This is a genomic window from Glycomyces algeriensis (assembly GCF_027622855.1).
GTDB classification, from domain to species: Bacteria; Actinomycetota; Actinomycetes; order Mycobacteriales; family Micromonosporaceae; genus Glycomyces; species Glycomyces algeriensis.
Window position 1 is genome coordinate 137,895 of the sequence record NZ_JAPZVR010000005.1, and the last position, 15,485, is coordinate 153,379.

At 72.7% G+C, this 15,485-nt stretch carries 11 protein-coding genes; 6 read left to right on the plus strand and 5 right to left on the minus strand.

Features of this window, described 5'->3' with window-relative positions:
- Positions 1 to 24: 24 nt before the first annotated feature.
- The 5 genes from O2L52_RS11365 to hemE are packed head-to-tail and all read right to left on the minus strand — an operon-like array spanning position 25 to position 3,881.
- Positions 25 to 450, minus strand: coding sequence for a S24/S26 family peptidase (locus O2L52_RS11365; RefSeq protein WP_270115520.1), 426 nt, complete (start codon positions 448 to 450; stop codon positions 25 to 27).
- Complete coding sequence (locus O2L52_RS11370) at positions 437 to 649, minus strand: hypothetical protein (RefSeq protein ID WP_270115521.1); 213 nt, start codon at positions 647 to 649, stop codon at positions 437 to 439. Before O2L52_RS11370 ends, O2L52_RS11365 begins: the two co-directional genes overlap by 14 nt.
- A gap of 10 nt (positions 650 to 659) precedes the next feature.
- Entirely contained in the window at positions 660 to 1,373 is a 714-nt protein-coding gene (hemQ, locus tag O2L52_RS11375; protein ID WP_270115522.1) for a hydrogen peroxide-dependent heme synthase, read from the minus strand.
- Between the two features lie 58 nt (positions 1,374 to 1,431).
- The gene (gene hemG / locus O2L52_RS11380; protein WP_270115523.1) at positions 1,432 to 2,844 is read right to left on the minus strand and encodes a protoporphyrinogen oxidase; all 1,413 of its coding nucleotides are present in this window, start codon (positions 2,842 to 2,844) and stop codon (positions 1,432 to 1,434) included.
- Positions 2,841 to 3,881 carry a uroporphyrinogen decarboxylase gene (gene hemE, locus O2L52_RS11385; RefSeq protein ID WP_270115524.1) on the minus strand — a complete coding sequence of 347 codons (1,041 nt, stop codon included), beginning with the start codon at positions 3,879 to 3,881 and terminating at the stop codon, positions 2,841 to 2,843. Before hemE ends, hemG begins: the two co-directional genes overlap by 4 nt.
- 245 nt (positions 3,882 to 4,126) lie before the next feature.
- Here hemE and O2L52_RS11390 point away from each other — a divergent pair, with 245 nt between their 5' ends.
- The 6 genes from O2L52_RS11390 to O2L52_RS11415 all read left to right on the plus strand — a co-directional run bounded on the left by O2L52_RS11390 (position 4,127) and on the right by O2L52_RS11415 (position 15,251).
- Complete coding sequence (locus O2L52_RS11390) at positions 4,127 to 5,341, plus strand: HRDC domain-containing protein (RefSeq protein WP_270115525.1); 1,215 nt, start codon at positions 4,127 to 4,129, stop codon at positions 5,339 to 5,341.
- Positions 5,342 to 5,524: 183 nt separating this feature from the next.
- The gene (locus O2L52_RS11395; protein ID WP_270115526.1) at positions 5,525 to 6,715 is read left to right on the plus strand and encodes a thiolase family protein; all 1,191 of its coding nucleotides are present in this window, start codon (positions 5,525 to 5,527) and stop codon (positions 6,713 to 6,715) included.
- Complete coding sequence (locus O2L52_RS11400) at positions 6,715 to 8,799, plus strand: 3-hydroxyacyl-CoA dehydrogenase NAD-binding domain-containing protein (RefSeq protein ID WP_270115527.1); 2,085 nt, start codon at positions 6,715 to 6,717, stop codon at positions 8,797 to 8,799. Before O2L52_RS11395 ends, O2L52_RS11400 begins: the two co-directional genes overlap by 1 nt.
- 243 nt (positions 8,800 to 9,042) lie before the next feature.
- Positions 9,043 to 9,870: a hypothetical protein gene (locus O2L52_RS11405; protein ID WP_270115528.1), complete on the plus strand. Its 828-nt coding sequence runs from the start codon at positions 9,043 to 9,045 to the stop codon at positions 9,868 to 9,870.
- 271 nt (positions 9,871 to 10,141) lie between these two features.
- A complete protein-coding gene (locus O2L52_RS11410) occupies positions 10,142 to 12,427 on the plus strand; it encodes an SCO7613 C-terminal domain-containing membrane protein (RefSeq protein WP_270115529.1) in 2,286 nt (761 codons plus the stop codon).
- A gap of 196 nt (positions 12,428 to 12,623) precedes the next feature.
- Positions 12,624 to 15,251, plus strand: a complete 2,628-nt coding sequence (locus tag O2L52_RS11415) for an SCO7613 C-terminal domain-containing membrane protein (protein ID WP_270115530.1) — start codon at positions 12,624 to 12,626, stop codon at positions 15,249 to 15,251.
- Positions 15,252 to 15,485: the final 234 nt, after the last annotated feature.

Genomic DNA, 15,485 nt, shown 5'->3' on the forward strand with positions numbered 1-15,485 from the left:
AAGGTTTGGGCAGGTGGCGGGCGGTCAGAAGGAGCGGATGACTGAACCGACGATCAGGTTCCCAGGGCACGGCCCGTGGCGGCGGGAGTCCTCCCCCGCCGGGTTGTCACTGAGGAGGAAGTAGTGGCCCGGCGGGACGGGCTCGCCGGAGCCGGGCATGGGCTCGCCCGGTCCGGCCGTGATGCGCTTCACCCACCAAGGCGAGGTCGCCCGCTTCCGCTCCGCCCAGCCGAGCTGGGGGTCCGGCGCGGCGACCACCACGATGTCGCCCGTGGCGAGCCGCCGCGTGCGCTTGGCCAGCACCTCGTCGCCGTCGTGCAGCGCCGGCTCCATCGAGGCGCCCTCGATCGTGACGAGCACCCAGCGGCGGCGCAGCTGCCGCACCGACTCGCCGGCGAGCAGCACCGCCGCGATCAGCGCGACGACGAGGAACCAGTCAGAAGAGGTCATCGATCCCGCCGTCTTCAGCCTCCTCGGGCCGCTTCTTGCGGAAGCGCTCGAACATCGAGAACGAGGTCAGGCCCAGGGCGGCCATCACGACGAGCACGCCGTAGACCAGGCCGACCACCACCGCGACCACCACGACGACGTTGACCGTCGCCCAGGCGGCCCCGAAGCCGTCGATGTTGTCCGGGTTCGTGGGATCCATCGCCCGGCCCCTACGGCAGGTCGTTGATGATGTCGGTGATCGTGCGGCGCCGGCCCGTGAAGAACGGGGTCTCCTCGCGCACATGGCGCCGCGCCCCGGAGGCCCGCAGCTCGCGCATGAGGTCCACGATCCGGTGCAGCTCGTCCGCCTCGAACGCGAGGATCCACTCGTAGTCGCCCAGCGAGAAGGCCGGTACGGTGTTCGCCCGCACGTCCGGGTAGTCGCGGGCCATCTGGCCGTGCTCGCGCAGCAGGTCGCGCCGCTCCTCCTCCGGGAGGAGGTACCACTCGTAGGACCGCACGAACGGGTAGACCGAGACGTAGCCCTTCGGGTCCTCGGTGAGGAACGCCGGGAGGTGGCTCCGGTTGAACTCGGCGGGCCGGTGCAGCGCCATGTTCGACCACACGGGCGCGAGGTGGCGGCCGAGCCCGGAGCGGCGGAAGTCCGCGTAGGCCTTCTGGAGCTGGTCGCTGGACTCGGAGTGCCACCACACCATGAGGTCGGCGTCGGCGCGCATCCCGGCGAGGTCGTACGTGCCGCGCACGGTGACGCCGTGGTCGCCGCAGTGCTTCGCGAAGAACGACTCGGTGTCGCTCGCGAGGTCCTGCCTGATCGAGGGCATGGGCTCCTCGACGCGGAACACCGACCACAGCGTGTAGCGGACCGTCTCGTTCAGTTCCTTGATCCGCTGCGCGTTCGGGTTGTTCCCCTGGCGTTCAGTCACGTTGCGGCCCTTCTAGTTCGAGTCGAGCTGTGCACTCACTTGCCGGTCGCGCCGCCCGTCAGCGGTCGGCGGCCACCACCGTGGCTGCGATCGTATCGGCCGCCCGCTGGCCCGAGGCGATGCACGCCGCGATGCCGACGCCGTCGACCGCGGCGCCCGCGATCGCGATGTTCCGGTGCACGCCGAGCGCTTCGCGCGCGGCGGCGATGCGGGCGTCGTGGCCCGGCGTGTACTGCGGTAGGGCGCCGCCCCAGCGGTCGACGCGCTGCTCGACCGGGTCGGGCAGGCGCATGCCCAGGTGCTCGCCGAGTTCGCGCAGGGCGGTCTTGGCGAGCGTGGGGTCGTCGTACTGGAGCAGGGCCTCCTCGCCGAGGCGGCCCATGGAGACCCGCACGATCTGGCGGCGGCGGCCGAGATGCGGCCACTTCTTGCTCGCGAAGGTGGCGGCCTTCACGGTCTTGCCTTCCGATGCGGGCGTGAGGAACCCGGAGCGCTCGGGCAGGTCGACCCTGTCGAACGCGAAGGCGGCCAAGGCGACCGAGGCGTACGCGACGCCCGAGAGGGCCGCGGCGGCCTGCGGTTCGACGGCGCGCAGGAGCACGGCCGCCGGGGACGCGGGGACGGCGAGGATCACGGCGTCGGCCTTGATCTTGATCGGATCGGGCACCGGCCCGGCGATCACCTCCCAGCCGTACGGGGTCTGGCGCAGTTCCCGCACGGTCATGCCGAGGCGGATCTCGGCGCGCGCCGACGCGGAGGTGGCGGTGACGAGCCGCTCGAGGCCGCCGTCCACTGTGGCGAACACGGGCTTGCGGGGCCCGTCGCTCGGGGGCCGCTTGATCTCGTTCACCGCGTCCGTAAGGCGCGCATGGCGTTCGAGGGCGGCGGCGAGCTGCGGCATGACGGCGCGCACGGAGAGCCGGTCGACGTCGCCGGCGTAGACGCCGCCGAGCATCGGGGCCACGAGCCGGTCCAGGACCTCGTCGCCGAGGCGCGAGCGGACCAGCGCGCCCACGGACATGTCCGCGCCCGGCTCGAGGATCGGCAGGCCGTTGTCGGGGCGCTCCTTGGCGTTCGCGATGGCCGCGACGTCGGCGGGGTCGCCCGGGATGCCCATCATGTGCCCGGCCGGGAAGTCGAGCAGTTCGCCGCCGAGGCTCAAGGCGGGCTTGGCGTCGGAGGGGTACACGATCGCGTCGCCCAGGCCCACGGCCTCGGCGAGCCCGATCGCCTCGGGCCGGGCGGCCAGGAGCGATTCGGCGCCGGTCTCGACCGGGCGCCCCGCGAAGTCGACGGTGTGGATCTTGCCGCCCAGGCGCATCGCCTGCTCGGCCACGATGATCTCGGCGTCGGGGCCGAGGCGCTCACGCAGGCGGTGCGCGGCGGCGAGGCCGGTGATGCCGCCGCCGACGATGAGGACCCGCGTCCGGCCCGGCGTGCCTGTGACCCGGGCGGGGGTCATCGGGCTCATCGCGCGGTGGCCTCGTGCACGCGGTCCACCACGAGCTTGAGCTTCCCGGGGTCGGAATCGGGGAGGACGCCGTGGCCGAGGTTGAAGATGTGGCCCTTGGCGCCCTTGGCGGCCTCGAGGACCGCGTCGGTCTCGGCCAGCAGCGCCGCGTCGTCGGCGAAGACCACGGCCGGGTCGAGGTTGCCCTGGAGGACCTTGTCCGGCAGGCGCTTCGCGGCCTGGTCGAGCGGGATGCGGAAGTCGATGCCGCTGACTTCCGCGCCGGTCTCGGTCATCGCCTCGAGCAGGTGCCCGGTGCCGACGCCGAAGTGGATGCGCGGCACGGACTGCGCGACGCCCGCGAGCGCGGCGGTGGAGTGCGGGAGCACGAAGCGGCGGTAGTCGGCCTCGGAGAGGGCCCCGGCCCAGGAGTCGAAGAGCTGCACGGCCTGGGCGCCGGCCTCGACCTGGATGCGCAGGAACTCGCCGCAGATCGCGGCGAGGCGGGAGGCGATGCCGTGCCAGATCTCGGGGTGGGACTTCATGAGCGCCTTGGTCTTCGCGTGGTCGCGGCTGGGGCCGCCCTCGATGAGGTAGGACGCGAGGGTGAAGGGGGCGCCGGCGAAGCCGATGAGCGGGGTGTCGCCGAGCTCCTTGACGAGCAGGCCGATCGCCTCGGTGATGTAGGGGACGTCGCACGGGTCGAGGTTGCGCAGGCGCTTGACGTCGGCCTCGGTGCGGAACGGCTCGGCGACGACGGGGCCGGTGCCGGGGACGATCTGGACGTCGACGCCGATGGCGGCGATCGGCACGACGATGTCGGAGAAGAAGATCGCGGCGTCCACGCCGTAGCGGCGGACCGGCTGCATGGTGATCTCGGCGACGAGCTCGGGGGTGCTGCACGCTTCGAGCATCGTGGTGCCCGCGCGGGCCTCCTTGTACTCGGGCAGCGAGCGCCCGGCCTGGCGCATGAACCAGACCGGCGTGCGGCTCGGAGTCGCACCGCGGCAGGCCGCGAGGAACGGGGACGCTGTGGGAACCGCTGCTTCGTTGGACACGGCCCAATCCTTTCACGCCGACCGCACACCCGCCTGCAGCGGCGAGTGCGATGTGGCCCGCATCCGTGCCGCCGCCGCCGCTGCGATGTGCCCCGCACCCGCGGCGCGATTGTGGCGGGCGACCCCCCTCGCGGCCGTCCACGATGGAGGGCAAATAGGGCGATTGACCCACTATCGGGTGGAAATCGGTCTCCAGCGCGGCGGGGCAGTAGCGCGCGCAGGTTACCTGGCCGTACGGTGAACGGGTGACCGATCCCCAGCCCGAGCCCGAAGCCGAACTCCTCACCGAGCCGCGTGAAGGCATGCCGCCGCTCATCCAGACCTCCGCCGAACTGGCCGAGGCCGCCGCACGCCTCGAGGCCGGGTCCGGTCCCATCGCCATCGACACCGAGCGCGCCTCCGGCTTCCGCTACTCGGGTCGCGCCTACCTCATCCAGCTGCGCCGCGAAGGCGCCGGCTCGGTCCTGGTCGACCCCATCCCGATCGAGGACCTCTCGCCGCTGCGCCGCGCCCTCACCGGCCCCGAGTGGATCCTGCACGCCGCCAGCCAGGACCTGCCGTGCCTGGAGGAGCTCGAGCTGCGGCCCGCGAAGCTGTTCGACACCGAGCTGGCCGCGCGGCTGTGCAACTTCGAGAAGGTCGGGCTCGCCTCGATCACGGAGCAGCTGCTCGGCTACCGCCTGGAGAAGCAGCACTCGGCGGCCGACTGGTCCTCGCGCCCGCTCCCCCACGACTGGCTCGTCTACGCCGCCCTCGACGTGGAGCTGCTCACCGACCTGCGCGACAAGCTCGCGGCCGAGCTCGTCAAGCAGGGCAAGTCCGCCTGGGCCGAGGCCGAGTTCGAGCACGTGCGCCTCGCCGGCCCGCCGAAGCCCCGCAAGGAGCCGTGGCGGCGCACCAGCGGCATCCACAAGGTGCGCGGCGCCAAGGCCCTCGGCCGCGTGCGCGCGGTGTGGGAGGCCCGGGACAACCTGGCCCGCAAGCTCGACCGCGCGCCCGGGAAGGTCCTGCCGGACGCCGCGATCGTCGAGGCCGCGACCGCGGACCCGACCGACTTCGCCGACCTGATGGGGCTGCCCGGCTTCCGTCGCCGCGGCGGCCGCACGAACGCGCGGCTGTGGCTCGCGGCCCTCGCCGACGCGCGAACCGTGCCGAACGACGAGCTGCCGTCCACGACCCCGCCGCAGGACGGCCCGCCCGCGACGCACCGCTGGGCCGACCGCGACCCGGTCGCGGCCGAGCGCCTCGCCGCCGCCCGCGAGGTCGTGGCCGAGACCGCCGAGAAGCACAACCTCCCCGCCGAGAACCTCATCGCCCCCGCGCTCGTGCGCGGCCTCGCCTGGGAGCCCCCGAAGGGGGTCACCGAGCAGCACATCCGCACCGTGCTCGCCGAGAACGGCGCCCGCGAGTGGCAGATCGACCTCCTCGCCGAAGGCCTCGCCGCCGCGCTCAACGCCTGACCGCACCTCCCCCGGCCCGCTTCGCGCGGGCCGTTCGGTGTGCCCGCCGCCTGCGTTCATGCACCCTTCGCCCCCACTCCGGCACTAGGGTGGGTGGGGCCGTGACTTCGAACTTACTTGCGGGTAACATTCGTTGTGACGTTGCACTCTCAACGACGCTGCATACCCAAAGGAGGGGCTGGCGTGAACGACACCATCCGCGATGTCGTCTTCGTCGACGGGGTTCGGACCCCGTTCGGCAAGGCGGGAAAACTCTTCGAAGAGACCCGCGCTGACGACATGATCATCCGCTGCATCAGGTCGCTGCTGCGCCGCAACCCGGGGCTGCCGCCTGAGCGAGTAGACGAAGTGGCCCTCGCGGCCACCACGCAGATCGGCGACCAGGGCCTCACGCTCGGCCGCACCGCCGCACTCCTGGCCGGACTGCCGAAATCGGTGCCCGGCTACTCGATCGACCGCATGTGCGCGGGCGCGATGACGGCGGTGACCAGCGTGTCCTCCGCGATCGCGGCCCGCCAGTACGACATCGCCATCGCCGGCGGCGTCGAGTCGATGTCGAACCACCCCATGGGCGAAGGCGTGGACCCCAACCCGCGCATCATCGCCGAGAAGCTGGTCGACCCCGAGGCGCTCAACATGGGCAACACGGCCGAGAACCTGCACGACCTCTACCCGCACATCACCAAGGAGCGGGCCGACGCCTACGCCGTGGGGACGCAGCAGCGCTACGCCGCCGCCGTGGAGCGGTTGAGCGCGGACGTCACCACGATGGCCGCGCGCTCGGTCGACGAGGGCTGGACCGTCGCGACGGCCGACGAGCTGCCGCGCCCGGGGACCACGCTGGAGGGGCTCGCGACCCTGCGGACCCCGTTCCGCCCGCACGGCCGCGTCACCGCCGGCACCGCCGCGCCGCTCACGGACGGCGCCACCGCGTGCCTCCTGGCCGACGCCGAGACCGCCGCCGAACTCGGCCTGCCGGTGGCCATGAAGATGGTCGGGTACGCCTTCGCCGGCGTCGACCCCGAGACCATGGGCTCGGGCCCGATCCCGGCCACCGAGAAGGCCCTCGCCCGCGCCGGACTGTCCATCGAGGACATCGGCCTGTTCGAGATCAACGAGGCCTTCGCCGTCCAGGTCCTCGCGTTCCTGGACCACTTCAAGATCGCCGACGACGACCCGCGCGTCAACCCGTGGGGCGGCGCCATCGCCATGGGCCACCCGCTGGCCTCCTCCGGCGTGCGCCTCATGACGCAGCTCGCCCGCGAGTTCGCCGTGCACCCCGAGGTGCGCTACGGCATCACCACCATGTGCGTCGGCCTCGGCCAGGGCGGCACGGTCATCTGGGAGAACCCGAACTTCAAGGGGGCCAAGTAATGTACGCGACACCGCTCGACCTTCCCGATTTCGAGGAAGAGGTCGTCACCGAGGCCCACGTCCGGTACCTGGAACCGCGCGGGCTCGGCGGCAGGGCCGCGCTCATCACGCTCGACAACGGCTACGACCACACCAAGCCCAGCTCCTTCGGGCCCGGCGGGCTCAAGAACCTGTGGCGCGCACTGGACGAGGTCGAGGCCGCCGAGGACGTCAAGCTCGTCGCCGTCACCGGGAAGCCGTTCATCTTCCTGGCAGGCGCCGACATCAAGCTCATGCCGAGCCTCGAATCCCGCGAGCAGGGGCTCATGCTGGCCCAGGCCGGGCACGCGCTCTACAAGCGGCTCAAGGACTCCGCGGTCCCCACGTTCGCGTTCATCAACGGCGTGGCCCTCGGCGGCGGCTTCGAGCTGGCGCTGCACTGCCACTACCGCACGGTGAGCACCACCGCGAACGGGCTCGGTCTGCCCGAGGTCTCGATCGGGCTCATCCCCGGCTGGGGCGGCTCGCAGATCCTGCCGAACCTCATCGGGATCGAGAAGGCCGCGCAGGTCATCGTCGGGAACCCGCTGAACCAGAACAAGATGCTGCGCGGCACGGACCTCGTGCCCCTGGGCATCGCCGACGTGCAGTTCGAGGGCGCGGACTTCCTGGAGGAGTCGCTCGACTGGGCCGTCAAAGTCGTCTCGGGCGAGACCACTGTGGAGCGCCCCGAGGTCGACCAGTCCGTGTGGCCGGCGGTCATGGCCGGCGCGCGGCAGCTCGTGGACGAGAAGGTCCACAACGCCTCCGCCGCGGCCGTGCGGGCCCTGGACCTGCTAGAGCTGGCGCAGACCGCCACCTTCGAGGAGGGCTCGCTCGCCGAGGACGAGGCGCTGGCGGACCTGGAGGCCGCGCCCCAGTTCCAGTCGAGCATCTACGCGTTCAACCTGGTCCGGGCCCTGGGCAAGCGCCCTGAAGGCGCACCGAGCCCGGGACTGGCGAAGGACATCGGCAAGGTCGGCGTGGTCGGCGCCGGGCTCATGGCCGGGCAGATCGCCCTCATGTTCGCGCGCCGCCTCGAAGTGCCCGTCGTCATGACGGACCTCGACGAGGAGCGGGCCCAGAAGGGCCTGGCGTACGTGCGGGCCGAGATCGACAAGCTCGAGTCGAAGGGCCGCACCTCCAGGCTCAAGGCCGCGAAGCTGCGCTCGCTCGTGTCGGCCAGCGCGGACAAGTCCGTGTACGCCGACTGCGACCTGGTGATCGAGGCGGTGTTCGAGGAGCTGGGCGTCAAGCAGGCGGTGTTCGCGGAGATCGAGCCGATCATCTCCGACGAGTGCTTGCTGGTCACCAACACGTCGGGGCTGTCGGTCACGGCGATGGGGGCGAAGCTGGCCCGTCCGGAGCGTCTGGTCGGGATGCACTTCTTCAACCCGGTGGCGGTGATGCCGCTGGTGGAGGTCATCGCGACGGACAAGACCGACGACGAGACGCTGGCGACGGCGTACGCGGTGGCGAAGAAGCTGAAGAAGACCGCGGTGGGTTCGGCCGACCGGCCGGCGTTCATCGTGAACCGCCTGCTGGGCCGGATGCTCGCGGAGGTCACGGGGGCGGTGGACGCGGGGACGCCGATCGAGGTCGCCGACGTGGCGCTCGACGAGCTGGGACTGCCGATGCGGCCGTTCGCGCTGCTGGAGCTCGTGGGCCTGCGGGTGGCCTGGCACTTGTGCCAGCACCTGAACGAGGACCTGGGGCCGCGGTTCCCGGCGTCGCAGAACCTGCGGCGCATGGCCGAGGCCGAGTTCCCGGTGTTCGACGCTTCGGCGAAGGGCAAGGGGCGGCTGACGTCGGAGGCGAAGGGCCTGATCGAGCTGGGCGGCGAGGCCTCTACGGCCGAGCAGGTCAAGGAGCGGGTGCTCAGGGGCCTGGCCGAGGAGGTGCGGTTCATGCTCGACGAGGGTGTGGTGCCGTCGCCGAAGCAGGTGGACCTGGCCATGATCATGGGCGCGGGCTTCCCGTTCTGGCTGGGCGGGCTGACGCCGTACCTGGACCGCGAGGGGATTTCAACCGCCGTGTCCGGGTCTCCGTTCGCGGCAAGCGCTTAGGTGGCCGCAGTCACGTTATCTTTGCGACGAGCCCCGACTCATCCGAACGGTTGAGTCGGGGCTCGTACGGTGTCCGGAGGGGGTGCATGGGCACCCCGGATGTGCTCGTACACATGTGGCGATAGGACCGATACCGGGCATTTGCCGTGACCCTAACTTACTCGCCAGTTACCCCGCGGCTCCTTTGGAAAACGCTGAACCAAGCGGCTTTGACCTGGTTGTTATCGCTCCTACGGTTGCCCGGTGCAGTTTGCCAAGATCATGGAAGGCGTGACCGGCACGGTCCGGAGCGCCGCCGCCGGGATCTCCCAGCGGTCGAGCAAGTTCTTCTCCAACAGCGAGGGCGAGCACCACAAGGTCCGCCGCATCGCCGTCGTCGGCATCGCAGCCGCCGTCTTCACCGGCTCCGGCGCCACCGCCGCGTGGGCCATCAGCAACACCGAGGAGCCCGTCGCCGAGGTCGCCGCAGAGGCCCCCGCGACCACCTCCGAAGCACCCGAGGCCACCGAAGCCCCGGCCACCACCGAAGCCCCCGCCCCGGCCCCCGCCGAAGAAGAGGCCACCACCGAAGAAGAGGAGCCCGCTCCGGCTCCCGAGCCGGTGAAGGAGCCCACCGGGCCCGTCGACATCGACGTCAGCGACCTCGACGACGAGCAGGAGGCCAACGCGGTCACCATCATCGAGACCGGCAAGGACATGGGCTTCGACGAGCAGGGCTGGGCCGTCGCCCTCGCCACCGCGATGCAGGAGGCGAAGCTCTACAACGCCGCCTCCGAGGCCGTCCCGGAGAGCTTCGAGTACACCGACTCGGACGTCACCTACTCCGACCACGACTCGGTCGGCATCTTCCAGCAGCGCACCTCGATGGGCTGGGGCTCGGTCGAGGAGCTCATGGACGTCTCGACCTCCGCGAGCAAGTTCTACGGCACCCTCGAGGACGTCGACGGCTGGCAGGACATGTCGATCGCCTCGGCCGCGCAGGCCGTGCAGGTCTCGGCCTTCCCGGACTACTACGCCCAGTGGGAGGGCCTCGCCGAGGACATCATCTCTGCTTACAACGCCGAGAGCTAGTACTTTTTCCTCCTCCCGATGGAACGGGGCCCCGCTGCTGCGAGCGGGGTCCCGTTCCTCTTTTCGCCCCGCTGCTGCGACCAGAGCCATTTACGGCTCGCAAGCGTCGCCGAGGAGGTCCTCGTTCCTCTTTCGCCCCGCTGACCGTTTAGAGGAACCCACGAAATATCGGGGCCCTGAGCGGAACGCGGGCCCGCGCCGTTGTGCGGGCCCCACAAAGTGCGCCCGATTCGTCCCATTCACGGTTTGACAGCGTCTCGACACTGAGCGTATGAACCGAATCGACACCCCTGCTCCCGGCGTCGAAGGCCGGCCGCCCTACCCGGGCCCTCCGCCCGCCGACGTCCCGCCCGCCGAGCGCGCCGAGCGGCGCGCCGAGCTCACCACCAAGTCCGTGCAGATCGTGCTGCTGTGCCTCGGCGGACTGCTCCTCACCGCGGGCATCATCGTCTTCACCGCCGTGGCCTGGCGCCAGCTCGGCGACGGCGGCCGCCTCACGATCCTCGCCGGGGCCACCGGCCTGCTGCTCGCAGTGCCGCCGGCGCTCACCAGGTTCCGCCTCTGGGCGACCGCCGAGACCCTGGCCGCCACCGCGACTCTCGCCCTGTGGTGCTCGGCCCTCGCCGGGTACTACCTGTACCTGCCGGGCGGCACCGGCCTCACCGCCGTCGCGGTCGCCCGCTGGACCGCGCTCGTGCTCGTCGCCGCGATCCTCTACCGGTCGGCCGCCCGCGTCAGCGCGCCCGGCTGGGCCCTGCTGCCGCTGGCCGCCACGGGCGCCGCCTTCGCCGCGTTCGGCGACGCCGTCGAGGCCGCCCTGCACATGGGGCTCATCGGCGCGGTGCTCGCCGGCGCGGCCTGGGCCGTGAAAGCGGCCCCGACCCGCCACACCGCCTCCGACCAGTGGTCGGCCCGCGTGCTCCTGGCCGCCGGGATCATCACCGTGTTCCTCGCGGGCCTGCGGGCCGCCTTCGGCCTCGACGCCGAGCTGCTGCCCGCCGTGGCCGCCGTCGCGTGCCTGCTCGCCGCCGCCGCATTGCTCGCTCAGACGCACGCCCACGCCGTCGGCGCGTCCCGCCCGGCGGTCCTCGTCCTCGGCCTGACCACCGGCACGCTCACCGTGACCGCCTGGATCCTGGCCTTCCGCACGGCCGAGCCGCTGCTGGCCGTGCCCGCCTTCGCGCTCGCCATCGCAGCGATCATCGCGTTCGCGTCCTGGGGCGACCGGAGCAACGACGTCGCCTGGATCGCCCCCGCGGCGGCGTCCGCCACCGTCGTCACCGCCCTCGCCTCGCTCGGCGCGGTCGTCACCGACGCGTACGCGCTCACCGCCTACGCCGGGGCGACCGCGCTCGCCCTCGCGGTCGCACTGTTCTTCCCGGCCCCACTGGCGCAGGCCATGCGCCGGTCGGCCGCCGCAGTCGGCGCCGTCGTCCTCGCCTGGTGCGCGGCAGTGAGCCTCACAACCTTCCCGGTCGCGTTCGGCGCCGAGCGGATCGACGCACTGCGCTGGGAGATCCCCGCGGTCGCCGCCGCGTGCGCCCTCGGGGTCACCGTCGTCCGCGCGGGCTGGAGGCGCGACTTCCTGGCCGTAGTCGCCGCCACCGCCGCGCTCGGCGCGGGCGGCCTCTGGGACCGGCCTTGGGCGCCCGCCGCGTCCTTCGCGGTCGCCGCGATCGCGGCGCTCGTCATCGCGTTCACCTCCCCGGGAGCGGGCCGCCGCATCACCGCCTGGATCGCCGCGCACCTGTGGATCGCCGCGACCGCACTCGCCGCCACGTACGACCGCGCGGCGAACGACGTGGACGTGCAGCCCGCGCTCATGACCGCCTCGATCTGCGCCTCGGCCCTGCTCGCCGCCCTCCACGCCAGGCCCCCGGCGGCTGCCGTGGTGCGCACCGCCGCCCGCAACACCGCGCACGCCGTCACGATCCCCTACCTGATCTGGCTCGCCGGCGGAGCCGCCGTCGACGGCGTCCAGCTCTACGCGCCCTTGGCGTTCCTCGCCTACGCCGTCGCGCTCGCCGTCGCCGCCCTCGCGGGCGAGCGGCACCGCCTGGGCCACGTCCTCGGCTCCTGCGCCGCCGCCATCGGCGCGCAGCTGCTGCTCACGGCCTACAGCGGCGCCGACACGCTCGAGCACTACACGGCCCCGCCCGCCGTCCTGCTGCTCGGCGTCGGCTGCTGGCTCCTGCGACGCGACCCCGCGACCGACTCCTGGGCCGCACTCGCCCCCGCCCTGGTGCTCGGCTTCGGCCCTTCACTGGTCCTCGCGCTCGGCCCTGACGGCGAGCCGTGGCGGCGCATCGCCGTCGGCGCGGCGGCCCTCGCGGTGCTGCTCCTCGCCGCCAACCGGCGCTGGCAGGCCCCGCTCGTGATCGCCGCCGTGGTGCTCACCGCGCTCGCGGTCAACGAGATCGTGCTCGTGTGGAGCCTGGTGCCGAAATGGGCGCCGCTGGCGGTGGGCGGCGCGATCCTCATCGCCGCCGGAGCGACCCTCGAGCAGCGCCGCCGCGACCTCGCGCGCCTCAGCCGCTCCCTCAAGGCCATGCGGTAGGCAAGCACTGCAATGCGAACGGGCCCCGCGTCGACGGCGCGGGGCCCGCGGCCGTCGCCGGGGGCGACCCGTTTAGAGGAATCCTGACAGAATGCACACGGAAGCGGGGCCCGCACGCAGTGCCCGTTGTGGCAGGTCTACAAACCGCGTCCGTTTTGCCCGAATCCGTAGTTGACAGGACCAGCACACTGTGCACATGAACACGTACAACTGCCCGCGCTGCGGCAGCGCCTCCACGATCGAGCGGTGCCCGGCGTGCGGACGCGGGCCCGAACCGCTCCTCGCGCGGCTCGGCGAACTCGACGCCGTCCTCGCCGCGATGCCCGCGACCCTCCAGAGCCGCGCGGCCGTCGAGGCCGAACGCGTCGGCGTGCTCAAAGGGCTCACCGAGCTAGCCGCCCGCTACCTCGCCGAGGCCGAGCAGCAGGCCCGCAGCACCCCGACCCCGCAGGCCGCGCAGTCGCCGCAGGCTCCAGTCGTGCTGCCGACCCCGCCGGGCGCAGCCGCCGCGACCGGACCCGCCACGCCGCCCAGCGGCGCCCCGCAGGTCCCTCCGGGCCCGATGCGGCCGTACCCGCAGCCGCACACCCCGCCCGGCGGCGCCTACGGGCCGCCGCGCGAACGCGGCGAGGTCGGCTCCAAGACCGTCCAGACCGTGCTCCTGAGCCTCGGCGGACTCCTCGTCGCCGCCGCGCTCATCATCTTCACCGCCGTCGCCTGGCGCAACATGGGCAACAGCGGCCGGGCCGGCGTCCTCGGCGGCGTCACCCTCCTGCTCCTCGCGGTCCCCTTCGCGTTCAAGCGCTTCCGCCTCTGGGCCACCGCCGAGACCTTCGCCGCCCTCGCCGCCCTCGCCCTCTGGTGCACCACCCTCGCCGGGTACTACCTGTACCGGCCGCCGGGCGCGACCTTCGGACCCGAGACCGTCGCCGCCTGGACCGCCGGCGTCCTCGTCGTGCTCGCCGCCTACCGGGCCCTCGCCCGCCTCACCGCGACCAGCTGGGCCATGCTGCCCCTCGCCGCGATCGGCCTGGCCTACGCCGCCGCGAGCGACCTCGCCCTCGCCGTGACCCTCATGCTCGCCCTCGCCCTCGCCCTCGGCGCCACCGCCTGGATCACCGCGAAGCTCCCGAGCCACTACGCGCGCTCCGACGTGTGGGCCTCCCGGTTCCTCACCTGCGCCGCCGTCATCGCCGCCTGCTCCGCCGGCCTGCGCGCGGCCTTCGGCCTCGCCGACCCCGTCGTCCCGCCCGTCGCCGCCGCCGTGGCACTCCTGGCCGCCGCCAACCTCATCGGCGTCCACCTCGCCCGCCGCCTCGGCGTCTCCCTCACCACAATGCTGGTCGCCGCCTCCGCGAGCGGCTCACTCGTGCTCTGCGCGTGGGTGCTCGCCGTCCGGGCCGGCACGCCCGAACTCGTGATCCCCTCGCTCGCGCTGACCGCCGCCTCCCTCCTCCCCTTCGCCCTCCTCAACAGCCGCAAGACCACCTGGCCCCTGGCCTCGGCCGCGACGGCCGGGCTCGCCTCCCTCGCCGCGTTCGCCATCGTCACCTTCGACGCGCCCGACCTGAGCGCGTACTTCGTCGCGTTCCTCGCCGCCCGCCTCATCGCGCCGGTGGTCGCGGCACCGCTCGGCAAGCCGCTGCGCATCGCGTCCTACCTCGTCGGCGGCGGCACCGCCGTCGTCGCCGCCCTCACCGCGATCGCCGGGATCTACCCCCTCATCGCCTACGAACCGGGCTGGACCATCAACCTCGAGGTCCCGATCGTCCTGGCCGCCCTGGCTGTCACGGCGGTCCTGCTGCCCAGGCGGTTCCGCGTCAACGCCGCCGCGCTCGCCGTCAGCCTCGCCATCGAATCGACCGCGGTCCTGATCTGGAACGAGGACCCGTCGCGGTTCGACGCGCTCCCCACGCTCACCCTGATGCTCTGCGCCCTCATCAGCCTCACCTCCGCGATCGCCTCGGGGACGGTCGCCGGACGGTGCACCGGCTGGTCCACGCTCACCCTGTGGGCCCTGCTCACCGCGCTCGCGGCGGGCAACAGCGACACCATGGCCCCCGCCGATGACAACTGGATCCCCTTCTGGCTCACCGTCACCGCCGCAGCAATGCTCGTCATCGCCGCCGGCGCCCCGCGCCGCACCCGGGCCGACCGCGTGCTCGCCGCGGTCCTCGCCCACATCCTGGCCGGCATCTCCGCGGTCGTCGGCCTCATCGCGGCGGTCTCGTTCGGTTCCGAAGGCCTGCAACTGTTCCCCGCCGCCCAGGTCGGGGTCTACACGCTGGCGCTCATCGGAGTCGCGATCATGGCGCCGGTGCGCACGTGGGGCTACGTGATCGCGGCCCTGTGCACCGGCACCGTGGCCTGGTGGCTGTGGCTGGCCGCGCTGGAGGTCGACATCCTCGAGTGCTTCACCGCGCCGCCCGCCGCGATCGTGTTCTTCATCGGCCTCTGGCGCCTCGAGCGGCGCCCGGAGACCGGATCCTGGTCCACGCTGGCGCTGCCGATCCTCGTCGGCATCGGCCCGAGCCTGGTCCTGGCCCTCAACGACGGCGACGAACTGCGCCGCGTCGGCGTCGGCGCCGCCGCGATCGCGGTGATCATCGCCGGGCTCGTGCGCCGCTGGCAGGCGCCGCTCGTGCTCGGCTCGATCGCACTGGCGGTCCTGGTCGTCAACGAGCTGCTGCTGCTCCGCGGCAGCATCCCGGTGTGGGTCCCGCCCGCCATCGGCGGCGCGATCCTCATCGCCGCCGGCGCCACCTTCGAGCAGCGCCGCCGCGACCTCCGAAGGATCCGCGAAGGCCTGAAGGCCATGCGGTAGCGCCGATGCGAGCGGCCGGTCCCGCGGGGCCGGCCGTTCCGCGCACTACCATCCCCAGCCCCCACCCACCCCGGGGAAGACAGCGCCCATCCTCCCGCCCGGGTACGACAAGAACCGGCCCCCGCCGAGGCAATGTCAGTCGAACGGGTGAAGCGGGCACGGCGCGGCCCGGACGAGCGATGCCAGCGCGACACGAGTCGTCAAGCGGCCGATCGCGACCGGCCGCCTGACTCC